The organism is Klebsiella sp. FDAARGOS_511, assembly GCF_003812845.1.
GTDB lineage: Bacteria > Pseudomonadota > Gammaproteobacteria > Enterobacterales > Enterobacteriaceae > Klebsiella > Klebsiella grimontii.
Genome location: NZ_CP033824.1, coordinates 3,307,425 through 3,330,253 on the forward strand (window position 1 = coordinate 3,307,425; position 22,829 = coordinate 3,330,253).

The window sequence follows — 22,829 nt, forward strand, 5'->3', positions numbered from 1 at the left end:
AAGGTTACCTTATGTCCGAGCAGTTTCTCTATTTTCTGCAGCAGATGTTTAACGGCGTCACGCTGGGAAGCACCTACGCGCTGATTGCCATCGGCTATACCATGGTTTACGGCATTATCGGCATGATCAACTTCGCCCACGGCGAGGTCTATATGATTGGCAGCTACGTCTCCTTCATGATCATTGCCGCCCTGATGATGATGGGCATTGATACTAGCTGGCTGCTGGTTGCCGCCGGATTCGTCGGCGCTATCGTCATTGCCAGCGCCTACGGCTGGAGTATCGAACGCGTGGCCTACCGGCCCGTGCGCAGCTCCAAACGCCTGATTGCGCTGATCTCCGCCATCGGGATGTCTATCTTCCTGCAAAACTACGTCAGCCTGACGGAAGGTTCGCGCGATGTCGCGCTGCCAAGCCTGTTTAACGGCCAGTGGACGGTGGGCAGCAGCGACAATTTCTCCGCGACCATTACCACCATGCAGCTGGTTATCTGGGTAGTGACGTTTATCGCTATGCTGGCGCTGACGCTGTTCATCCGCTATTCCCGTATGGGGCGCGCCTGCCGCGCCTGCGCTGAAGACCTGAAAATGGCCAGCCTGCTCGGGATCAACACCGACCGCGTAATTGCGCTGACGTTTGTTATCGGCGCGGCAATGGCGGCGGTTGCCGGCGTTCTGCTCGGTCAGTTCTACGGCGTGATCAACCCGTACATCGGCTTTATGGCCGGGATGAAGGCCTTCACCGCCGCGGTTCTTGGCGGTATCGGCAGTATTCCTGGGGCGATGATCGGCGGGCTGATCCTCGGTATCGCCGAAGCGCTCTCTTCTGCCTATCTCAGCACGGAATATAAAGACGTGGTCTCCTTCGCGCTGCTGATCCTGGTTCTGCTGGTGATGCCTACCGGTATCCTGGGTCGTCCGGAGGTAGAAAAAGTATGAAACCGATGCATTTTGCGATGGCGCTGCTGTCCGCGGTGATGTTCTTTATCCTCGCGGGCGTCTTTATGGGCGTGCAGCTGGAGCTGGACGGCACCAAACTGGTGGTGGATACCGCCGCCGATATCCGCTGGCAGTGGATCTATATCGGTACCGCAGTGGTCTTCTTCTTCCAGTTGCTGCGTCCTGTTTTCCAGAAAACCATTAAGAACGTCTCTGGGCCGAAGTTTATTCTGCCGGCTATCGACGGTTCGACGGTAAAACAGAAGCTGTTTCTGATCGCCCTGCTGGTTATCGCCGTGGCGTGGCCGTTTATGGTGTCGCGCGGGACGGTGGATATCGCTACCCTGACGATGATCTATATCATCCTCGGCCTGGGACTCAACGTGGTGGTGGGGCTTTCCGGCCTGCTGGTGCTGGGCTACGGCGGTTTCTACGCCATCGGCGCCTATACCTTCGCGCTGCTGAACCACTATTACGGTCTGGGCTTCTGGACCTGCCTGCCGCTGGCGGGGCTGGTTTCGGCAGCGGCGGGCTTCCTGCTTGGCTTCCCGGTTCTGCGCCTGCGCGGCGACTATCTGGCGATTGTGACGCTCGGTTTCGGTGAAATCGTGCGCATCCTGCTGCTCAACAACACCGAAATAACCGGCGGTCCGAACGGTATCAGCCAGATCCCGAAACCGACGCTGTTCGGTCTTGAATTTAGCCGCAGCGCCCGCGAAGGCGGCTGGGATACGTTCAGCAATTTCTTCGGCGTGAAGTACGACCCCTCCGATCGCGTGATTTTCCTCTATCTGGTCGCTTTGCTGCTGGTGGTGTTAAGCCTGTTCGTGATTAACCGCCTGCTGCGGATGCCGCTGGGCCGCGCGTGGGAAGCGCTGCGCGAAGATGAGATCGCCTGTCGCTCGCTGGGCCTCAGCCCGACGCGCATCAAGCTGACCGCCTTTACCATCAGCGCCGCGTTTGCCGGTTTTGCCGGAACCCTGTTCGCCGCCCGTCAGGGCTTCGTCAGCCCGGAATCCTTTACCTTCGCCGAGTCGGCCTTTGTGCTGGCGATTGTGGTTCTCGGCGGTATGGGTTCGCAGTTCGCGGTGATCCTGGCGGCGGTTCTGCTGGTCGTCTCGCGCGAGCTGATGCGTGATTTCAATGAATACAGCATGCTGATGCTGGGTGCGCTGATGGTACTGATGATGATCTGGCGTCCGCAGGGGCTTCTGCCGATGACCCGTCCACAGCTGAAGCTGAAAAATGGGCAGGCCAAAGAAGGAGAGCAGGCATGAGTCAGCCATTATTATCCGTAAACGGTCTGATGATGCGTTTTGGCGGCCTGCTGGCGGTCAACAACGTGTCGCTGGAGTTGCGCGAGCGGGAAATCGTTTCGCTTATCGGCCCTAACGGCGCGGGCAAAACCACCGTCTTCAACTGCCTGACTGGTTTCTACAAGCCAACCGGCGGCACCATTATGCTGCGTGACCAGCATCTGGAAGGGTTGCCGGGGCAGCAGATCGCCCGCATGGGCGTCGTGCGAACTTTCCAGCACGTGCGTCTGTTCCGCGAAATGACGGTGATTGAAAACCTGCTGGTGGCGCAGCATCAGCAGTTGAAAACCGGTGTTTTCTCCGGCCTGCTGAAGACGCCATCCTTCCGCCGCGCCCAGAGCGAAGCGCTCGATCGCGCCGCGACCTGGCTTGAACGTATCGGCCTGCTTGAGCACGCCAACCGGCAGGCCAGCAACCTGGCCTACGGCGACCAGCGTCGTCTGGAGATTGCCCGCTGTATGGTGACTCAGCCGGAAATCCTGATGCTGGATGAACCGGCGGCGGGGCTGAACCCGAAAGAGACCAAAGAGCTGGACGAACTGATCGCCGAGCTGCGCAGCCATCACAACACCACTATCCTGCTGATTGAGCACGATATGAAGCTGGTGATGGGCATTTCCGACCGTATTTACGTGGTAAACCAGGGCACGCCGCTGGCCAACGGTACGCCGGAAGAGATCCGCAACAACCCGGATGTGATCCGCGCATACCTTGGTGAGGCATAAGATGGAAAAAGTGATGTTATCTTTTGACAACGTCAGCGCGCACTACGGCAAGATCCAGGCGCTGCACAACGTCAGCCTGCATATCAATCAGGGAGAGATTGTCACCCTGATTGGCGCGAACGGCGCGGGGAAAACCACCCTGTTGGGCACCCTGTGCGGCGACCCGCGCGCCTCCAGCGGACGCGTGGTGTTCGACGGTAAAGATATTACCGACTGGCAGACGGCGAAAATCATGCGTGAAGCGGTGGCGATTGTTCCGGAAGGGCGTCGCGTCTTCTCGCGGATGACGGTGGAAGAGAACCTGGCGATGGGCGGTTTCTTTGCCGACCGCGACCAGTTCCAGACCCGCATCAAGTGGGTCTATGAGCTGTTTCCGCGCCTGCATGAGCGTCGGGTTCAGCGGGCGGGCACCATGTCCGGCGGCGAGCAGCAGATGCTGGCCATCGGTCGCGCGCTGATGAGCCAGCCGCGCCTGCTGCTGCTGGATGAGCCTTCGCTCGGTCTGGCGCCGATCATCATTCAGCAAATCTTCGACACCATTGAACAGCTGCGCGAGCAGGGGATGACCATCTTCCTCGTCGAGCAGAACGCCAACCAGGCGCTGAAGCTGGCCGACCGCGGCTACGTGCTGGAAAACGGCCACGTGGTGCTGGAGGATACCGGCGACGCGCTGCTGGCTAACGAAGCGGTACGCAGCGCCTATCTGGGCGGTTAGTGAAGTCAAAACGCCCGGCGTCTGCCGGGCGTTTTGCTGGATCCCTACAGCTCCAGAGAGCGCTTCCACAACATAAAATCAAACTGTTCGAGCGCATCCGCTTTAGTGCGCCAGGTTCCGCTGGCGGTGGCGATGATTTTCTCAAACAGGCCGTCGGCGATATCCGCCAGCGGCGTACCTTCGATAATCGGCCCGCAGTCATAATCAATAATATCCGGCATCTTTTTTGCCAGCGCGGAGTTGGTTGAAACCTTAAGCACTGGAACGATAGGGTTCCCCGTCGGCGTACCTAACCCGGTTGAGAAGATCACCACATTGCATCCCGCCGCGACCAGGCCCGTTACCGCGTCCACATCGTTGCCCGGCGTGCAGACCAGCGAAAGGCCGCTTTCTCCCATCGGTTCGGCATAGTCGCATACCGCGCTTACCGGCGCCCTGCCGCCTTTTTTCGCCGCGCCGGCGGATTTGATGGCGTCAGTGATCAGCCCATCGGCAATGTTTCCCGGGCTGGGGTTATCGGCGATGGTGGTGCCGAAGAAGTTCGCGACATGCTCATAGTTTTTCATCAGCGACAGAAACTTCTCTTTCAGCTCGCGGGTCGCGCAGCGCTGAACGATATCCCCTTCCGCGCCGCACAGCTCCGGGAATTCCGCCAGCCCCGACGCGCCGCCGAGGGCGACAAGACGATCTGACACTTCGCCCATCGCCGGGTTTGCGCTGATCCCCGAGAAGCCGTCAGAGGCGCCGCACTTCACGCCGATTTTGAGGTGGGAGAGCGGGACGTCCTGCCGCTCGGCGACAGGGGCTTCGCGGATCGCGTTATAGGTTTCGGTCAACGCATCCTGCATCATTTTTTCTTCGCTACTCCAGTCCTGCTGCCTGAAGTAAATAATCGGTTTGCTGAAGTTCGGGTTACGCTTCGCCAGCGCGGCGTTGAAATCGACAATTCGCGCTTTTTCACAGCCCAGGGCAAAGACCGTCACCCCAAGAACGTTGGGATGATCGGAATAGGCGGCCAGCACGTCGCACATGGTCATGCTGTCCGAAGTGGCACCGCCGCAGCCGGAGTTGACGGTAATACAGCGGATGCCGTCAAGATGCGGGAAGGGTAGATGCCGGGTATCGTTTAAGGCCCCCGCCGAGGTCACCTGGCGAGCAAAATTTTTCAGGCCATTATTTGCGTAGCCGAGGGCATCGTTTAGCGCATCGGTGACGCGCTGAACGTTGCGGTTTTCACAGAATACCAGCGGAATGACCAGCCAGTAGTTCGCGGTGGCGACCCGGCCATCTTCGCGAACGATCCCCTTAAACGTCCGCTGCTGCCAGGCGGAAACATCCGGCTGCTGCCAGTCATAGGGAGCGACATCGTCAAGTGAAACCGGGGCCGCGTAGTGTTTGATATTCTCCGTGGTAATGGCTTCGCCGCGGGTAATAGGCCGCGTCGCTTTGCCGACCGGTACGCCGTACAGCGACACGATATCGCCGGGCGCAATATCCTCGGTGGCGAATTTATGTTTGGCTTTGACATCGCTACGCAGAATGTAGGCTTCATCGTTCCAGTTCACCTGCTGCTCTTTGCGCAAGTCCTGCAGCGCAACGATCAGGTTATCGGTAGGGTCAATTTTTAAGATGGTCTGCATGTTATTTATCCTTTGTTATACGCGCGTCAGGACTTAGTGGTGGGAGACCGCAACGCCGTTTGTCGCTTTTCTGCCCGCGAGGGCGGCAATCAGCAGCGCGCAGCAGACGGTGATGAGCGACAGGGCGACCAGACCCGCCGAATCGTTGCCAAAGAAGGCATCGACCTCAACGCGAATCAGCGGCGCGAGGAAGCTGCAAAATGCGCCCATGGTGGTGCAAAAGCCGATACTGGCGGCCAGCGCTGAGCCTGACACAATCTGCGCCGGGAAAGTCCAGAAGATAGGTTGCACGGAGAGGAAGCCAATGGCCGACAGCGAGAGCGCGGCAATGGCGAGTACCGGGCCGGACCAGGCGGAAACAAACAGCCCCAGCGCCGCCGCCAGCATACAGATGACCGAAATCAGGACCCGGCGGGCCGGCATTTTGTCCGCCAGACGCGGAATGTAATAGACGCCGACGGCGGAGCAGGCCCACGGAATGGCGGCGACCAGCGACTCCTTAAAGCCGAGCGTGGAGCCCATTAGCGAGGCGACTTGCGAAGGCAGGAAGAACATCAGCCCGTAAACGCTGATCTGGATGGTGCCGTAGATCAGCGCCAGGTGCCAGACTTTCAGGCTTTTCAGGGCAGTGCCGACGCTGCTGGTTTCCGTCTGCCGCTGCTCCTGCTGAAGCTGGGCAATCAGCGCCTTTTTCTCTTCGTCGTTGAGGAAGCGCGCTTTGGCCGGCGTATCGTCGAGCCAGAACCAGGCGAAGATCCCCATGATGACCGCCGGAATGCCTTCAATAAAGAACATCCAGAACCAGCCGGGTTTACCGAGGAATCCGTGCATTTCCAGAAGCGCGCCGGAGATGGGCGAGCCTAAGGTCAGCGCCAGCGGTACGCCGAGTACGAAGATACCGACGACGGAGGCGCGAACTTTATTGGGAAAGTAGATGGAGGCCAGCAGCAGAATACCGGGATAAAAACCGGCTTCGCCTAACCCCAGTAAAAAACGCAGAACAATAAACTGGGTTTCCGTCTGCACCAGTCCGGTGAGGGCAGAGAGTACGCCCCACAGCGCGGTGGTAATGCTTAGCCATTTCTGCGCGCCGATTTTATTCAGAATCAGGTTAGCGGGAATACCAAACAGCGCATAGGCGGCGAAAAAGATCCCCGCGCCGAGGGCAAAAGCGGAATTGGAGAGCCCAATATCCACCTGCATCGCCTCTTTGGCGAATCCCACGTTCACCCTGTCGATAAAGGCGATGAAGTACAAAATAAACATCAGCGGCACCAGGCGCTTCCATGATTTGGTAATCGCGGAATTGAGGGCCGGATTGTCGTAAGCTGTGATGGTTTTCATAATACCTCCACGTAGGGGTCAGGCATTAATTTCAATACCCGCACGGGAAAGTATCCGCAGAATACTTTCGGTCTGGCAGGTGGCGAGCGAGCTAAACGGTGGCGTGCAGCGGTCGGACTGAATAATTCCGCGCAGCTGTAATGCTTTTTTAAATGTTGGAATGAACGGATCGTTAATCGCGTAAATATCCATTAACCCATCCACTTTTTGCTGATACCGCGAAATTTGCTGCAAATCGTTATCGTTAAATGCCTGCATCCAGTCGCGGAATAGCTCAGGGCAAATATTGGATAACCCGCCAATACATCCATCGCCCCCCGCCAGAACATTGTGCGCGAAGTTATTGTCATAACCGGCATAGACTTCAAAATACGGCAGCTCAGATTTTACCTGGCGAATCACCTGCGACGTATGATTGGTGTCCGGAATAGTATCTTTAAGACCGATAATGTTTGGGAACTCTCTGGCGAGTCGTAAACAGACCTCCGGCGAGACGGAATAGCCGGTGCGCTCCGGAAAGTTATAGATGAATATTTTGGCGGCGGTGCGGCGAGCGATCTGGCTATAAAAGGTATAAATGCCTTCATCAGTCAGGCGGAAGTACCACGGGCTGATAATCATGACGCCATCCAGCCCGCACTCATCGGCGTAGTTTGCCAGCTCTACGCATTCGTCGATATCCATGCGGCTGGTTCCCGCATAGGCCTTTATTTCCTCGCGCGGGAACTCTGCCGCCATTTGAATTATCTGACGGGATGTTTTCATATCCAGCGAGAAAAACTCGCCGGTACTGCCCATGACGACAAATCCCGATACGCTGTTTTTAATGAAATCGTACAGGCGGAAATTTCCGTCAGGATCCAGCCTACCCTGCTCATCAAAAACCGTTATTGCCGGGGTGATGTAACGACTTTGCATATTTAACCTCTCCGTTTGTTCGTATATACAAACAGTGTTTGTATTTGCGATTGGGCATAAGTAAACACGCCATCGATGTGAAGTCAAATGGCGCAAAAGACGTACGGATAATTGATTAAATCAATGAATTGATGGGAAAATAGGCAGGATCGTCCGGCGCTACGGTGAATTATTAAATATCGGTATTGTGTGGGTAATCACAATTCCGCTGGCGCCGTTGGCGAATAAATCAGTAATTTTTGATATCCGGCAGCTTGTTCAGCACGCTCTCAATACGACCCTTTGCCTCTTTTAACGCGCGAATGACCTGCTGTGTTTTCTCATCGCTGGCGCGGAAGTAGGGCAAGGAGACGCTGATCGCCGCCAGAATGATGCCTTTCTGCAGCAGCGGCACCGCGAAGCAAATAGTGTCATCGTTGATTTCCCGATCGTCCATGGCATAACCGTTGACGGCGACCCGTTCCAGCTGCTGGCGAAGCTGAGCCATATTCGTCACGCTGCGGGCGGTAACGGAGGGAAAACCCTGCGGATAGAGCTCGAGAATCTCTTCGTCGCGGTGCTTATGTAGCAGCGCCTTGCCCAGCGCGGAGCAGATCGCCGGAAGACGCGTTCCTACCCTGGAGACCAGCTGCACGGTTTGGTCACCCTGGACTTTATCAACATAGAGCACCCAGGCGTCATCCAGAATGCCGAGCTGACAAACTTCATTGCATTCGTTGACCACCGCGTGCATTTCGCTATTGATCGTTTTCAGCCAGAACTCTTTTTCCACCGTTGAGCTGGCCAGCACCGCGCATGAGATCCCCAGCGTGTAAATACCGTTGCGATCGTCGTGGCTGATATATTTCCGGTACTGCAGTGATTTGAGGATCGGGAAAATGGTTCCCTTTGAAATATCCGTCTTGAGCGATAGCTCGGAAAGCGTCATTCCGTCCGCGTTGGCTAAGGTTTCCAGAATGAGTAAAACGCGCTCGGTAGGTTTATGCAGCGTCTTCATATTTTTCCTTGTGACGGCTCGCCGGAGAGTGCTCTTTAACGAACCCTATTTAACTACAGATCCCTGATTATCTGTAGTCTGCGCGGGCGCTCTTTTTCGCTTTGCCATTTCCCTGCCACTTTTTTTTCACCGTTTCATCATGTTTTTGCCAATTTATTGTAATATTTTTGTAATGCAATAGTTATTTTTCTGTCATTCGAGCATGTCATGTTACCCCCGCGAACATAAAACGCGTGAAATCGCGCATCCGGAACAACAAGAGAGATAACCGATGATATCGTTACGACATACAGCTTTAGGACTGGCGCTCAGCCTGGCATTTGCCGGACAAGCCCTGGCGGTAACCACTATCCCGTTCTGGCATTCGATGGAAGGGGAGTTGGGGAAAGAAGTTGATTCACTGGCGCAACGTTTCAACGCAGCCAACCCGGACTACAAAATTGTTCCGGTGTACAAAGGCAACTATGAACAGAGCCTGAGCGCCGGCATCGCCGCCTTCCGTACCGGCAACGCGCCGGCTATTTTGCAGGTGTATGAGGTTGGCACCGCGACGATGATGGCCTCTAAGGCGATAAAGCCGGTCTATCAAGTGTTCAGCGATGCGGGCATTCAGTTTGATGAAACGCAGTTCGTGCCTACCGTCTCCGGTTATTACACCGACTCCAAAACCGGCCATCTGCTCTCCCAGCCGTTTAACAGCTCCACGCCGGTGCTGTACTACAACAAAGACGCCTTTAAAAAAGCCGGTTTAGACCCAGAGCAGCCGCCAAAAACCTGGCAGGATCTGGCGGCGTATACCGCGAAGTTGAAGGCCGCAGGGATGAAGTGCGGCTACGCCAGCGGCTGGCAGGGCTGGATCCAGATTGAAAACTTCAGCGCCTGGCACGGCCTGCCGGTGGCGACTAAAAACAACGGCTTCGACGGTACCGATGCGGTACTGGAGTTCAACAAGCCGGAGCAGGTGAAGCATATCGCCCTGCTTGAAGAGCTGAACAAGAAAGGTGACTTCAGCTACTTCGGGCGTAAAGACGAATCCACCGAGAAGTTCTATAACGGCGACTGCGCCATTACCACCGCTTCCTCCGGCTCGCTGGCGGATATCCGTCAGTACGCGAAGTTCAACTATGGCGTAGGGATGATGCCGTACGACGCCGACGTGAAGGGCGCGCCGCAAAACGCCATTATCGGCGGGGCCAGCCTGTGGGTGATGCAGGGTAAAGACAAAGAAACCTATACCGGCGTCGCCAAATTCCTCGATTTCCTGACTAAGCCGGAAAACGCCGCCGAATGGCATCAGAAAACCGGCTATCTGCCGATTACCACCGCCGCCTATAACCTGACCCGTGAGCAGGGCTTCTATGATAAGAACCCCGGAGCGGATATCGCGACGCGCCAGATGCTGAACAAGCCGCCGCTGCCGTTCACCAAAGGTCTGCGCCTGGGCAATATGCCGCAGATTCGTACCATCGTGGATGAAGAGCTGGAAAGCGTATGGACCGGGAAGAAAACGCCTCAGCAGGCGCTGGACGCGGCCGTTGAGCGCGGTAATCAGCTGCTGCGCCGTTTTGAGCAGTCAACCAAGTCGTAATCTTATAGCCAGCCCCTCATCCTAACCCTCTCCCCGGCCGGGAGAGGGGACCGCCCGGAGCCGTTTTTCACTCTTGTCCGTTTAGGGAGAGGGCCGGAATGAGGGGAAACCAACTCAGAGTTTAACTATGTCATCATCCCGTCCGGTGTTCCGCTCGCGTTGGCTGCCCTATGTGCTGGTCGCGCCGCAGCTGGTCATCACCGTCATCTTTTTTATCTGGCCCGCAGGCGAAGCGCTGTGGTATTCGCTGCAGAGCGTCGATCCTTTTGGGCTCTCCAGCCAGTTTGTCGGCCTGGATAACTTTTTAGCCCTCTTTCAGGACCCGTACTACCTGGACTCCTTCTGGACCACCATTAAGTTCAGTACGATGGTTACCGTCAGCGGTCTGCTGATCTCGCTGTTTTTCGCCGCGCTGGTGGATTACGTGGTGCGCGGCAGTCGCTTCTATCAGACGCTGATGCTGCTGCCTTATGCCGTTGCGCCCGCAGTCGCGGCGGTGCTATGGATCTTCTTGTTCAACCCGGGACGCGGGCTAATTACCCATCTCCTCGGCGAGATGGGCTACGACTGGAACCACGCGCAGAACAGCGGCCAGGCGATGTTCCTCGTGGTTTTCGCCTCGGTGTGGAAGCAGATTAGTTACAACTTCCTGTTCTTCTTCGCCGCGCTGCAATCTATTCCCCGCTCGCTGGTAGAAGCCGCCGCGATTGACGGCGCCGGTCCGGTTCGCCGCTTCTTCAGGCTGGCGCTGCCGCTGATCGCCCCGGTGAGCTTCTTCCTGCTGGTGGTGAACCTGGTATACGCCTTCTTCGATACCTTCCCGGTTATTGATGCCGCAACCGGCGGCGGGCCGGTTCAGGCGACGACAACGCTGATTTATAAGATCTATCGCGAAGGTTTTGCCGGGCTCGACCTTTCCGCTTCCGCCGCCCAGTCGGTGGTGCTGATGTTCCTCGTCATCATTCTGACGGTGGTGCAGTTCCGCTACGTTGAACGAAAGGTGCGCTACCAATGATTGAGAATCGACGCGGGCTGACGATTTTCAGCCACACCATGCTGATTTTAGGGATCGCGGTCATTCTGTTTCCGCTGTATGTCGCCTTTGTCGCGGCGACGCTGGACAGTAAAGCGGTCTTTGATACGCCGATGACGCTGATTCCCGGCGGCCATCTGCTCGAAAACATGAAATTTATCTGGGTGAACGGCGTAGGGGCCAATAGCGCGCCGTTCTGGCTAATGATGCTCAACAGCTTCATCATGGCCTTCGGCATCACGGTAGGCAAAATTACGGTCTCGATGCTCTCCGCTTTCGCCATCGTCTGGTTTCGTTTTCCGCTGCGTAACCTGTTCTTCTGGATGATTTTCATCACGCTGATGCTGCCGGTTGAGGTGCGTATTTTCCCGACGGTGGAAGTGATCGCCAACCTGAAAATGCTCGACAGCTATGCCGGGCTCACGCTGCCGCTGATGGCCTCGGCGACCGCGACCTTCCTGTTCCGCCAGTTTTTTATGACCCTGCCGGACGAGCTGATAGAGGCCGCACGTATCGACGGCGCGTCGCCGATGCGCTTCTTCCGCGACATCGTGCTGCCGCTGTCGAAAACCAACCTGGCGGCGCTGTTCGTCATCACCTTTATCTACGGCTGGAACCAGTATCTGTGGCCGCTGCTGATCATTACCGACGTGAATCTCGGCACGGCGGTCGCGGGCATCAAAGGGATGATCGCCATCGGCCAGGGCACCACGCAGTGGAATCAGGTGATGGCGGCGATGCTGCTCACGCTGATTCCTCCGGTTGTCATCGTTTTAGCCATGCAGCGCGCGTTTGTGCGTGGTCTAGTGGATAGTGAGAAATAAAATGGCAGGACTTAAGCTACAGGCAGTAACCAAAAGCTGGGATGGCAAAACCCAGGTGATCCAACCGCTGACGCTGGACGTCGCGGACGGCGAATTTATTGTGATGGTGGGCCCCTCGGGCTGCGGAAAATCAACCCTGCTGCGCATGGTGGCGGGCCTGGAACGGGTCACCAGCGGCGATATCTGGATTGACCGCAAGCGCGTCACCGAAATGGAGCCGAAAGACCGCGGCATTGCGATGGTGTTTCAGAACTACGCCCTCTATCCGCATATGAGCGTGGAAGAGAATATGGCGTGGGGCCTGAAAATTCGCGGTTTAGGTAAAGGATTAATTGCTGAGCGCGTCCAGGAAGCGGCGCGCATTCTGGAGCTGGACGGCCTGCTGAAGCGCCGTCCGCGCGAACTCTCCGGCGGCCAGCGTCAGCGCGTGGCGATGGGGCGGGCTATCGTGCGCGACCCGGCGGTATTTCTGTTTGATGAGCCGCTCTCCAACCTCGATGCCAAACTGCGCGTGCAGATGCGTCTTGAGCTGCAGCACCTGCATCGTCGGCTGAAAACCACCTCGCTGTACGTGACCCACGATCAGGTGGAGGCGATGACCCTCGCGCAGCGGGTGATGGTGATGAATAAAGGCGTCGCCGAGCAGATTGGCACACCGGTCGAGGTGTACGAAAAGCCAGCCAGTCGCTTTGTCGCGAGCTTTATCGGCAGTCCGGCAATGAACCTGCTGGAAGGCCGGGTCAGCGACGACGGTAGCCGCTTCGAGCTTGCGGGTGGGATGCTTTTACCGATCAACAGCGAGCATCGCCGCTACGCCGGGCGTAAGATGACGCTGGGTATCCGTCCGGAACATTTTGCATTAAGCTCCCAGGCGGAAGGTGGCGTACCGCTGGTGATGGATACGCTGGAAATTTTAGGCGCCGACAACCTCGCCCACGGGCGCTGGGGCGAGCAGAAGCTGGTGGTCCGGCTGCCGCACCAGCAGCGACCGCAGGCGGGCAGTACCCTGTGGCTGCATCTGCCGCAGGAAAGTCTGCACCTTTTTGATAGTGAAACAGGACAACGCGCATGAGTCACTGGCCTTATCCTCATATCGTCGCCCACCGCGGCGGCGGTAAACTGGCCCCGGAAAATACCCTGGCGGCTATCGATACTGGCGCTCGTTACGGCCATACGATGATTGAGTTTGACGCTAAGTTATCGAAAGACGGGCAGATTTTTTTACTGCACGATGACAATCTCGAACGCACCAGCAACGGCTGGGGCGTGGCGGGTGAACTGGCGTGGAACGATCTGCTGAAAGTGGATGCCGGCAGCTGGTATAGCGGCGAGTTCAAAGGCGAGCCGCTGCCGCTGCTGAGCGAGGTCGCGGACCGCTGCCGTCAGCACGGTATGAAGGCGAATATCGAAATCAAACCGACCACCGGTACCGGTCCGCTGACCGGTAAAGCGGTAGCGCTGGCGGCGCGTGAGCTGTGGCAGGGCATGACCCCGCCGCTGCTCTCGTCGTTTGACATCGATGCCCTGGAAGCCGCGCAGGAAGCCGCCCCCGAGCTGCCGCGAGGGCTGCTGCTGGATGAGTGGCGCAACGACTGGCGCGAACTAACCGCGCGCCTCGGCTGTGTCTCTATTCATCTCAACCATAAGCTGCTGGATGAAGCGCGCGTGGCGAGCCTGAGGGCCGCGGGTCTGCATATTCTGGTGTATACCGTTAACAAACCGCAGCGCGCCGCCGAGCTGCTGCGTTGGGGCGTGGACAGCATCTGCACCGATGCGATTGACGTCATCGGTCCCAACTTCCCGGGGTAATCTGCACCTGCGCCAGGCGGCCCTTACGGGGTCGTCTGGCGTTGCAGCATTCCACCGTTGGTGTTTGGCAGAGGCTGCTGCCGGTTCAGGTTGTCATTCTGCTGTACCCGCAGCCGGTCGTTATTCAACTGCGTCTGAAGATGCTGCTGCTGCGCGCGCGACTGGCTTTGAATACCCTGCTTAAGATTGTTTTGGTGCTGCATTTGCTGGGTTTGCATCTGATTTTGCATTCGCTGCTGGCTGGGCACCACGTACCCCGGCTGATTGGGGTTATTGTCGATATTGATTGGCTGCGCCAGAGCGCTCAGCGGCAGCAGCGCCGCCAGATATAACATAGCTTTCATTGTTCTCTCCTCCCTTTCATGGGATCTCTTAAGTTTACCCTCTTTCCGGCACAACAATGATTTTTTAAGACTTATCATCCAGGATTATGGGTAAATAAAAACATCATTCAGGAGTATGACAATGATAAAAACAACGCTCTGGCGTCAGGTGGTCATCGCTGCGTTGCTGGCGGGCGGCAGTTTTAGCGTCGCGGCAAATCCCGCTCCTCCGCCTGTGTCTTATGGTGTAGAGGAAGATGTTTTTCATCCGGTCCGCGCGCAGCAGGGGATGGTGGCCTCGGTGGACGCGCTGGCAACGAAGGTAGGCGTGGATATTCTGCGTCAGGGCGGCAACGCGGTGGATGCCGCCGTGGCGGTGGGCTACGCGCTGGCGGTCACCCATCCGCAGGCCGGTAATATCGGCGGCGGCGGCTTTATGATGCTGCGAACCAAAGATGGCAATACCACGGCGATCGACTTCCGCGAGATGGCGCCGGAACAGGCTACCCGGGATATGTTTCTCGACGATCAGGGCAACCCGGACAGTAAGAAATCGCTGACCTCGCATCTGGCTTCCGGTACCCCGGGCACCGTCGCCGGCTTCTCCCTTGCGCTGGAAAAATACGGCACGATGCCGCTCAACAAAGTGATTCGCCCGGCGATTAAGCTGGCCGAAGAGGGCTTCGCGGTCAACGATGCGCTGGCCGACGATCTGAAAACCTACGGTAGCGAAGTGATCCCCGACCATGCCAACAGCCGGGCTATCTTCTGGAAAAACGGCGAGCCCCTGAAAAAGGGCGATAAGCTGGTGCAAAAACAGCTGGGTAAAAGCCTGGAACTGATTGCCGAGCTGGGACCGGACGCGTTCTATAAAGGCGCGATTGCCGACCAGATTGCCGCTGAGATGAAGAATCACGGCGGGCTTATCACCAAAGCGGACCTGGCGAATTACAAAGCGGTCGAACGTACGCCGGTGAGCGGCGAGTATCGCGGCTATCAGGTGTTCTCGATGCCGCCGCCTTCATCCGGCGGCATTCATATCGTGCAGATCCTGAATATTCTGGAAAACTTCGATATACATAAGTATGGCTTCGGCAGCGCCGATGCCATGCAGGTGATGGCGGAAGCCGAAAAGCACGCCTATGCCGACCGCTCGGAATACCTTGGCGATCCGGACTTCGTCAAAGTGCCGTGGCAGGCGCTGACCAGCAAAGCGTACGCCAAATCAATTGCTGAACAGATTGATATCAATAAAGCGAAGCCGTCGAGCCAGATCCGCCCCGGCAAGCTGGCGCCGTATGAAAGCAACCAGACCACCCATTTCTCGGTGGTGGATAAAGACGGTAACGCCGTTGCGGTGACCTATACGCTGAATACGACCTTTGGCACCGGCATCGTGGCGGGGAACTCCGGCATTCTGCTGAATAATCAGATGGATGATTTCTCGGCTAAACCCGGCGTGCCGAACGTCTACGGGCTGGTGGGCGGTGACGCCAACGCCGTCGAGCCGAAAAAGCGTCCGCTGTCATCGATGTCGCCAACGATTGTGGTGAAAGATGGCAAAACCTGGCTGGTGACCGGTAGCCCTGGCGGCAGCCGCATTATCACTACCGTACTGCAGATGGTGGTGAATACCATCGATTTCGGAATGAACGTCGCGGAAGCCACCAACGCCCCGCGCTTCCATCATCAATGGTTGCCGGATGAACTGCGGGTGGAGAAGGGATTCAGCCCGGATACGCTGAAGCTGCTGGAGAGTAAAGGGCAGAAAGTGGCGGTGAAAGAGGCGATGGGCAGCACCCAGAGTATTATGGTTGGCCCGGACGGCACGCTGTACGGCGCATCCGATCCGCGTTCCCCGGATGATTTAACGGCAGGGTATTAGGTGTACCCTTACTCCGACCCTCTCCCTGCCGGGAGAGGGTTAGTTGAGCGTTATCCCTTCAGCCGCGCCATAAAGTAGGCATCGACATATTCGCCGTTGCGCAGGGCATACTTTCTCCCCGTCCCTTCAATTTCAAAGCCTAATTTCTGATACACCGCCACCGCGGGAGCGTTATCCACAAACACCGTCAACTCAATACGGTCAACGCGCAGCCAGTTGTCGCACATGTCGATCATGGTGCGAATCAGCTCACTGGCAACGCCGCGATTGTGCCATCGTGAATCCACGCAAATGCCGAAATCGGCGACGTGGCTCCGGCGCGGGCGCTGGATAACCTCAATGGCGAGGTGTCCCACGACCTGGTCATCTATGCTGGCGACCAGCTGTTTGACGCCCGGTCGGTCGGTTAGTCGCTCGTGCCACATATGGCTGGAAGGATGAGGAACCTGTAGCGTATTGTGATATACCTCCGGCTGAGCATGGATCTGACGGATTGCGTCGTAATCTTTGGCTTCGGCATGGCGTATCACGATGTCGCTCATTCTTCATTTTCCTTTTTAGGTTAAGTGTCCCTTTAAAGATCACTGACTTTAAAAAAGGGATCAACGCCTATTTTTTGCAAAAAGGAGTAGACAAGTGCGAATGAGAATGATTATTATTGCTCTGCATTCAGGGAGACCCTTGCGGAAAGCCTGAAAGCACGACATTGCTCACATTGCTTCCAGTATTACTTTAGCCAGCCGGGTGCTGGCTTTTTTTTTTGCTTTTTTCCGCCGCACCCGGATGGCTGCTACTGCGCCTCAACCTTATCTTTGGTTTCAATAGCGGTATCGGCGATAAACCCTACGACGTTGCTCTTTTCTGCCGCCGGCAGCAGCTCTGCCTGGCCGGAAAAAACGCCGCCCTTTTTGATGGCCAGCGTGCGGTAGGCCAACGTGCCGGTCACGTTGCCGTTCTTATCGATTTCAATCGTTTCGCTGCGGCACTGGCCGATGACGCAGCCGTCAATAATCAGCTCGCGGCAGGTGATATTCCCCTCTACCAGACCGCCGGTCATGATCTTTATTTGGCTCTCTCGCGCGTCGATATTGCCGCTTACGGTGCCGTAAATATCGACGTCTCCCTCGGCGATAATGTTTCCGTCAAAGCGGATACCGCCGGCGATAACCGTGGTGGCCGGTTTTCGGGCCATGGCGGAGGGAGATTCACCGTTGAGTACCGCCGTATTCACCGCCGGCGGCGTAGATTCAATGATTTTGTTCTTTTTAAACATATGGTTAATCCGCTGATATTGAAAATGAAAAACGAAGGAGGATAAGGCGAAAGAGCCCGATAGCCAGGCCAGATACGTGGATTCGAAGCACCAGGCCATCAGGCCAAGCAGCCAAAAGAGAAGGGCGCTATTTAAGGCGATATATTTGCTTTCCATGCGAACGAGATGGCTACTCCTTTAGTCATCGTATTTTGGGAAACGGTGAGCGCGCTGGATAAAAAACGTTCTTTTCCCGAGGGGTCCTCTTATCCAGAATTTAGCCAGCAGGGTCAATAAATTTGAGCGCTAAATTTAACATTTAAGAATTTGGCACACTCATTGAAGGGGTTAAGTTTGCAGCCAGCTTGCGCTATGGTTAACAGCAGAGACCTTAAATAAGGATAGCGTTATGACTTTGCACTGCGCATTTATTGGATTCGGCAAAAGCACCACCCGCTACCATCTTCCCTATGTCCTGCACCGAAAAGAACGCTGGCATGTGGCGCATATCTACCGCCGCAGCGCAAAGCCGGAGGAACAGGCTCCGCAGTATTCGCACATCCACTTCACCAGCGACCTCGAGGAAGTGCTTAACGACCCGCAGGTCAAACTGGTGATTGTCTGCACCCACGCGGACAGCCATTTTTCCTATGCGAAACGGGCGCTGGAGGCGGGCAAAAATGTACTGGTCGAAAAGCCCTTTACCCCGACGCTTGAGGAGGCAAAAACGCTATTCGCCCTGGCGAAAAGCAAGGGACTGACGGTTACGCCGTACCAGAATCGTCGCTTCGACTCCTGCTTCCTGACCACGAAGAAGGTGATTGAGAGCGGAAAACTTGGTGAGATCGTCGAGATTGAAAACCATTTCGACAACTATCGTCCGGTAGATGGAGGAAAACCCGGGCTGCCTCAGGACGGCACATTCTACGGCCTGGGCGTCCATACCCTGGACCAAATTATCTCCCTGTTCGGTCGCCCGGACCATGTCTCTTATGACATCCGTAGCCTGCGCAATAAGGCCAACCCGGACGATACCTTTGAGGCCCAGCTGTTCTACGGCAACCTGAAGGCGATCGTCAAAACCAGCCATCTGGTGAAGCTGCCCTACCCAAAATTCATCGTCCATGGTCATAAAGGTTCGTTTATTAAATACGGTATCGACCAGCAGGAGACCAGCCTGAAGGCCAATGTTATGCCGGGCGAGCCGGGATTCGGCGCGGATGAGACGGTTGGTCTGCTGGAGTACGTCAATGAGGCGGGGGAAACCGTACGGGAAGAGATCCCGCTTGAAACCGGCGACTATGGGCGGGTCTATGATTCGCTGTATGAAACCCTCATTAACGGTCAGCCAAATTTCGTCAAGGAATCTGAAGTTCTCACAAACCTGGAGATCCTCGAACGCGGCTTTGAACAGCCATCACCTGCCACGATTACCCTTACCCGATAAGCCATCATGGCTCCTCTGTACTCGTTCATATTTTTTGAACAGAGGAGTCAATTTTCACCCTCTATGATCGTTTGGCGATTGGGTCCACACTGAGTCCATCGAAAACATACGGGGGTGCAACATGATCTACTTACGTAAAGCTAACGATCGCGGCCACGCTAACCACGGCTGGCTGGATTCCTGGCATACTTTCTCTTTCGCTAACTATTACGACCCTAACTTTATGGGCTTCTCGGCGCTGCGGGTGATCAATGACGACGTGATTGATGCCGGCCAGGGCTTCGGTACCCATCCGCACAAGGACATGGAAATCCTGACCTACGTGCTGGAAGGGGCCGTTGAGCACCAGGACAGCATGGGGAATAAAGAGCAGGTTCCGGCGGGCGAGTTCCAGATCATGAGCGCGGGTACCGGAGTTCGTCACTCTGAGTACAACCCAAGCGCCACGGAAAAACTGCATCTGTACCAGATCTGGATTATGCCGGAAAAAAATGGCATCACGCCGCGCTACGAACAGCGCCGCTTTGACGCCGCGCAGGGCAAACAGCTGGTACTGTCGCCGGATGCTCGTGAAGGTTCGCTGAAGGTGTACCAGGATATGGAGCTGTACCGCTGGGCGCTGTTGAAAGATGAGCAGTCGGTGCACCAGATTGCCGCTGAACGTCGGGTGTGGATCCAGGTGGTGAAAGGTGAAGTCACCATCAACGGAACGAAAGCTACCACCAGCGATGGCCTGGCGATTTGGGACGAGCAGGCGATTTCCGTACACGCCGACAGCGATAGCGAAATTCTGCTGTTCGATCTGCCGCCCGTCTGATCGTTCTCCGATCGGGTCTAAATAAATTGCGCAACCTTCCCGGATGTTAGGGAAGGTTGCGCTTTGTCCGTGATAAACTGGGGAAATGTTTCCCCGTTGATCGCAGTCAGGACGATGAAAAAGAAAAGACCCGTACTTCAGGATGTAGCCGATCTTGTCGGCGTGACCAAAATGACGGTCAGTCGCTATTTACGTAACCCGGAACAGGTTTCCGAAGCGCTGCGTGGCAAGATAGCCGTTGCTCTCGATGAACTGGGTTATATTCCTAATCGCGCCCCTGACATCCTCTCTAATGCCACCAGCCGCGCCATTGGCGTGCTGTTGCCCTCGTTAACCAACCAGGTTTTCTCAGAAGTGCTGCGCGGTATTGAAAGCGTGACCGACTCTTTCGGTTACCAGACGATGCTGGCGCACTACGGCTATAAGCCGGAAATGGAAGAAAAACGTCTGGAATCCATGCTTTCCTGGAACATTGACGGTCTAATCCTCACCGAACGAACCCACACGCCGCGCACCCTGAAGATGATCGAAGTCGCGGGGATCCCGGTCGTGGAGCTGATGGACAGCCAGTCGCCGTGTCTCGATATCGCCGTCGGCTTTGATAACTTTGAAGCGGCCCGGCAGATGACCGCGGCGATTATCAATCATGGCCACCGTCACGTTGCCTATCTTGGCGCACGTCTTGATGAACGTACTATCATCAAACAGAAGGGGTACGAGCAGGCGATGCTTGATGCCGGGATGACGCCCTACAGCGTGATGGTTGAGCAGTCTTCCTCTTATTCTTCGGGGATTGAGCTGATGCGCCAGGCGCGTCGTGAATATCCGCAGCTTGACGGCATATTCTGTACCAACGATGACCTTGCGGTCGGCGCGGCGTTTGAGTGCCAGCGTCTGGGGCTGAAAATCCCTGACGATATGGCGATTGCCGGTTTCCACGGCCACGATATCGGCCAGGTGATGGAGCCGCGTCTGGCCAGCGTGCTGACGCCGCGTGAGCGGATGGGGCGGATTGGCGCAGAGCGTTTGCTGGCGCGTATTCGCGGTGAAGCGGTGACGCCTAAGATGTTAGATTTAGGTTTCACATTGTCACCGGGCGGATCTATTTAAACTGACAAATTTGAAGTAGATCACACATATTCACATCTGGCACGAATGGTTATTGCTTCTCCACAACTCCGGCATGACAATGTTACCGATAACAGTTACCCGTAACAATTAACCTGTACGCCAGTGTTCCACGCCGTTAAACGCTGCCAGGCTGCGCGTATGTGTCCAGTGGGAGGAAGCTTTGAGCACGACTAACCATGATCACCACATCTATGTCCTGATGGGCGTTTCCGGCAGCGGCAAATCCGCTGTCGCCAGCGAAGTGGCGCATCAACTGCACGCCGCGTTTCTCGACGGTGACTTTCTGCATCCGCGCAGCAACATCAACAAGATGGCTTCCGGCGAACCGTTAAATGACGATGACCGCACCCCATGGCTGCAGGCGCTGAACGATGCCGCGTTTGCCATGCAGCGTACCAATAAAGTGTCGCTGATTGTCTGCTCCGCGCTGAAAAAGAGCTATCGCGACATCCTGCGTAAAGGCAACCCGAACCTCTCTTTTATCTATCTTAAAGGCGATTTCGAAGTTATCGAACAACGTTTGAAGGCGCGTAAAGGCCATTTCTTTAAAACCCAGATGTTGGTTACGCAGTTTGAAACGCTGCAAGAGCCGGGCACGGATGAAAACGATGTTTTAATCGTCGATATCGACCAGTCATTGGAAGGCGTGGTCGCCAGCACCATTGAGGTGATCAACAAAGGCAGTAAATAGTGAGTACATTAACGCTTGTTTTAACAGCAGTCGGCTCCGTTTTGCTGCTGCTGTTTTTAGTGATGAAGGCGCGTATGCATGCCTTTGTGGCTTTGATGGTGGTTTCTATTGGAGCAGGGCTTTTTTCCGGCATGCCGTTGGACAAGATCGCGGCGACAATGGAAAAAGGCATGGGCGGCACGCTGGGCTTTCTGGCTATCGTCGTCGCGCTAGGGGCAATGTTCGGGAAGATCCTGCATGAAACCGGCGCGGTCGACCAGATTGCCGTCAAAATGTTGAAATCTTTCGGCCATAGTCGCGCCCACTATGCGATAGGCCTGGCCGGCCTTATCTGCGCGCTGCCGCTGTTTTTCGAAGTGGCGATCGTGCTGCTGATCAGCGTGGCGTTCTCGATGGCGCGTCATACCGGTACCAACCTTGTGAAGCTGGTGATCCCGCTGTTTGCCGGGGTGGCCGCCGCCGCGGCGTTCCTGCTGCCGGGGCCTGCGCCGATGCTGCTGGCATCACAGATGCACGCCGACTTTGGCTGGATGATCCTGATTGGCCTGTGCGCCGCGATCCCGGGGATGATTATTGCCGGGCCGCTGTGGGGTAACTTTATCAGCCGCTACGTTGAGCTGCATACGCCTGACGATATCAGCGAGCCGCACCTCGGCGAAGGCAAAATGCCGTCCTTCGGCTTCAGTCTGGCCTTAATTCTGCTGCCGCTGGTGCTGGTTGGCCTGAAAACCATCGCTGCGCGTTTTGTGCCGGAAGGCTCTACCGCCTACGAATGGTTTGAGTTTATCGGCCATCCGTTTACCGCAATTCTGGTTGCCTGCCTGGTGGCGATCTATGGCCTGGCGGTACGTCAGGGGATGGCCAAAGATCGGGTGATGGAGATTTGCGGTCATGCGCTTCAGCCAGCGGGCATTATTCTGCTGGTGATCGGTGCGGGCGGCGTGTTCAAACAGGTGCTGGTCGACTCCGGCGTGGGGCCGGCGCTCGGCGAAGCGCTGACCGGGATGGGCCTGCCAATTGCGATCACTTGCTTTGTGCTGGCGGCGGCGGTACGTATTATTCAGGGCTCCGCGACCGTGGCCTGCCTGACGGCCGTCGGTCTGGTCATGCCGGTTATTGAACAGCTGCACTACAGCGGCGCGCAGATGGCGGCGCTCTCCATCTGCATCGCCGGCGGCTCTATCGTCGTCAGCCACGTTAACGACGCGGGCTTCTGGCTGTTCGGTAAGTTTACCGGCGCGACCGAAGCGCAAACGCTGAAGACCTGGACGATGATGGAAACTATCCTCGGCACCGTCGGGGCGATAGTCGGTATGATTGCGTTTACGCTGTTGAGTTAACCGACAAAGTGAAACACCCGGCGGAGCGAGGCGATGCCGGGTTAATTTCCCCGCTCTACTTATATCGAAAACCCTTAGCTTTACCCCTCTTCCGAT

General features: G+C 56.3%; 22 protein-coding genes. 15 read left to right on the plus strand and 7 right to left on the minus strand.

What is annotated here, in order from left to right; genetic code table 11:
* Window positions 1-11: 11 nt before the first annotated feature.
* The 4 genes from livH to livF are packed head-to-tail and all read left to right on the plus strand — an operon-like array spanning window position 12 to window position 3,694.
* On the plus strand, window positions 12-938 hold the full coding sequence (livH, locus tag EGY08_RS16805) for a high-affinity branched-chain amino acid ABC transporter permease LivH (protein WP_004106541.1): 927 nt from the start codon (window positions 12-14) through the stop codon (window positions 936-938).
* Window positions 935-2,215, plus strand: coding sequence for a branched chain amino acid ABC transporter permease LivM (livM, locus tag EGY08_RS16810; RefSeq protein WP_004126168.1), 1,281 nt, complete (start codon window positions 935-937; stop codon window positions 2,213-2,215). Before livH ends, livM begins: the two co-directional genes overlap by 4 nt.
* Window positions 2,212-2,979: a high-affinity branched-chain amino acid ABC transporter ATP-binding protein LivG gene (gene livG / locus EGY08_RS16815; protein WP_004126165.1), complete on the plus strand. Its 768-nt coding sequence runs from the start codon at window positions 2,212-2,214 to the stop codon at window positions 2,977-2,979. Before livM ends, livG begins: the two co-directional genes overlap by 4 nt.
* 1 nt (window position 2,980) lies before the next feature.
* Complete coding sequence (gene livF, locus EGY08_RS16820) at window positions 2,981-3,694, plus strand: high-affinity branched-chain amino acid ABC transporter ATP-binding protein LivF (RefSeq protein WP_004126158.1); 714 nt, start codon at window positions 2,981-2,983, stop codon at window positions 3,692-3,694.
* Window positions 3,695-3,738: 44 nt separating this feature from the next.
* On the opposite strand, the gene EGY08_RS16825 is transcribed toward livF, so the two are convergent.
* The 4 genes from EGY08_RS16825 to EGY08_RS16840 all read right to left on the minus strand — a co-directional run bounded on the left by EGY08_RS16825 (window position 3,739) and on the right by EGY08_RS16840 (window position 8,593).
* Window positions 3,739-5,334: a UxaA family hydrolase gene (locus EGY08_RS16825; protein WP_123828697.1), complete on the minus strand. Its 1,596-nt coding sequence runs from the start codon at window positions 5,332-5,334 to the stop codon at window positions 3,739-3,741.
* 33 nt (window positions 5,335-5,367) lie between these two features.
* Window positions 5,368-6,678, minus strand: coding sequence for an MFS transporter (locus EGY08_RS16830; protein WP_004126145.1), 1,311 nt, complete (start codon window positions 6,676-6,678; stop codon window positions 5,368-5,370).
* Between the two features lie 18 nt (window positions 6,679-6,696).
* Window positions 6,697-7,596, minus strand: coding sequence for a dihydrodipicolinate synthase family protein (locus EGY08_RS16835; protein WP_004126143.1), 900 nt, complete (start codon window positions 7,594-7,596; stop codon window positions 6,697-6,699).
* 229 nt (window positions 7,597-7,825) lie between these two features.
* A complete protein-coding gene (locus EGY08_RS16840; RefSeq protein WP_087828637.1) occupies window positions 7,826-8,593 on the minus strand; it encodes an IclR family transcriptional regulator in 768 nt (255 codons plus the stop codon).
* A gap of 271 nt (window positions 8,594-8,864) precedes the next feature.
* On the opposite strand from EGY08_RS16840, the gene ugpB reads away from it, so the two are divergent.
* From ugpB to ugpQ, 5 genes are all read left to right on the plus strand, one after another.
* A complete protein-coding gene (ugpB, locus tag EGY08_RS16845) occupies window positions 8,865-10,181 on the plus strand; it encodes a sn-glycerol-3-phosphate ABC transporter substrate-binding protein UgpB (protein ID WP_049115482.1) in 1,317 nt (438 codons plus the stop codon).
* A 127-nt stretch (window positions 10,182-10,308) separates the two neighbouring features.
* Window positions 10,309-11,196: a sn-glycerol-3-phosphate ABC transporter permease UgpA gene (ugpA, locus tag EGY08_RS16850; protein ID WP_004126134.1), complete on the plus strand. Its 888-nt coding sequence runs from the start codon at window positions 10,309-10,311 to the stop codon at window positions 11,194-11,196.
* Window positions 11,193-12,038: a sn-glycerol-3-phosphate ABC transporter permease UgpE gene (gene ugpE / locus EGY08_RS16855; RefSeq protein WP_004116045.1), complete on the plus strand. Its 846-nt coding sequence runs from the start codon at window positions 11,193-11,195 to the stop codon at window positions 12,036-12,038. Before ugpA ends, ugpE begins: the two co-directional genes overlap by 4 nt.
* Before the next feature lies 1 nt (window position 12,039).
* Window positions 12,040-13,110: a sn-glycerol-3-phosphate import ATP-binding protein UgpC gene (locus tag EGY08_RS16860; protein ID WP_004126131.1), complete on the plus strand. Its 1,071-nt coding sequence runs from the start codon at window positions 12,040-12,042 to the stop codon at window positions 13,108-13,110.
* Window positions 13,107-13,847 (plus strand): glycerophosphodiester phosphodiesterase, encoded by a 741-nt coding sequence (gene ugpQ, locus EGY08_RS16865; protein WP_123828698.1) that lies wholly within the window; start codon window positions 13,107-13,109, stop codon window positions 13,845-13,847. Before EGY08_RS16860 ends, ugpQ begins: the two co-directional genes overlap by 4 nt.
* A 23-nt stretch (window positions 13,848-13,870) precedes the next feature.
* Here ugpQ and EGY08_RS16870 read toward each other — a convergent pair whose 3' ends face one another.
* On the minus strand, window positions 13,871-14,191 hold the full coding sequence (locus EGY08_RS16870; RefSeq protein ID WP_123828699.1) for a DUF2756 family protein: 321 nt from the start codon (window positions 14,189-14,191) through the stop codon (window positions 13,871-13,873).
* A 121-nt stretch (window positions 14,192-14,312) separates the two neighbouring features.
* Between EGY08_RS16870 and ggt the strand changes: the two genes are divergently transcribed.
* The gene (gene ggt, locus EGY08_RS16875) at window positions 14,313-16,055 is read left to right on the plus strand and encodes a gamma-glutamyltransferase (RefSeq protein ID WP_087828639.1); all 1,743 of its coding nucleotides are present in this window, start codon (window positions 14,313-14,315) and stop codon (window positions 16,053-16,055) included.
* A 50-nt stretch (window positions 16,056-16,105) separates the two neighbouring features.
* Here ggt and yhhY read toward each other — a convergent pair whose 3' ends face one another.
* Together yhhY and EGY08_RS16885 are read right to left on the minus strand one after the other, a co-directional pair.
* Window positions 16,106-16,597, minus strand: coding sequence for an N-acetyltransferase (yhhY, locus tag EGY08_RS16880; RefSeq protein WP_004126120.1), 492 nt, complete (start codon window positions 16,595-16,597; stop codon window positions 16,106-16,108).
* Between the two features lie 248 nt (window positions 16,598-16,845).
* The gene (locus tag EGY08_RS16885) at window positions 16,846-17,484 is read right to left on the minus strand and encodes a bactofilin family protein (protein ID WP_004126117.1); all 639 of its coding nucleotides are present in this window, start codon (window positions 17,482-17,484) and stop codon (window positions 16,846-16,848) included.
* Window positions 17,485-17,716: 232 nt separating this feature from the next.
* On the opposite strand from EGY08_RS16885, the gene EGY08_RS16890 reads away from it, so the two are divergent.
* The 5 genes from EGY08_RS16890 to gntU all read left to right on the plus strand — a co-directional run bounded on the left by EGY08_RS16890 (window position 17,717) and on the right by gntU (window position 22,733).
* Window positions 17,717-18,754: an oxidoreductase gene (locus EGY08_RS16890; RefSeq protein WP_004126116.1), complete on the plus strand. Its 1,038-nt coding sequence runs from the start codon at window positions 17,717-17,719 to the stop codon at window positions 18,752-18,754.
* A gap of 121 nt (window positions 18,755-18,875) precedes the next feature.
* A complete protein-coding gene (locus tag EGY08_RS16895; RefSeq protein WP_123828700.1) occupies window positions 18,876-19,571 on the plus strand; it encodes a pirin family protein in 696 nt (231 codons plus the stop codon).
* 114 nt (window positions 19,572-19,685) lie between these two features.
* The gene (gene gntR / locus EGY08_RS16900) at window positions 19,686-20,681 is read left to right on the plus strand and encodes a gluconate operon transcriptional repressor GntR (protein WP_004106498.1); all 996 of its coding nucleotides are present in this window, start codon (window positions 19,686-19,688) and stop codon (window positions 20,679-20,681) included.
* 181 nt (window positions 20,682-20,862) lie between these two features.
* Window positions 20,863-21,393, plus strand: a complete 531-nt coding sequence (gene gntK / locus EGY08_RS16905; RefSeq protein ID WP_004126110.1) for a gluconokinase — start codon at window positions 20,863-20,865, stop codon at window positions 21,391-21,393.
* On the plus strand, window positions 21,393-22,733 hold the full coding sequence (gene gntU, locus EGY08_RS16910) for a gluconate transporter (RefSeq protein ID WP_004126107.1): 1,341 nt from the start codon (window positions 21,393-21,395) through the stop codon (window positions 22,731-22,733). Before gntK ends, gntU begins: the two co-directional genes overlap by 1 nt.
* Window positions 22,734-22,829 lie beyond the last annotated feature (96 nt).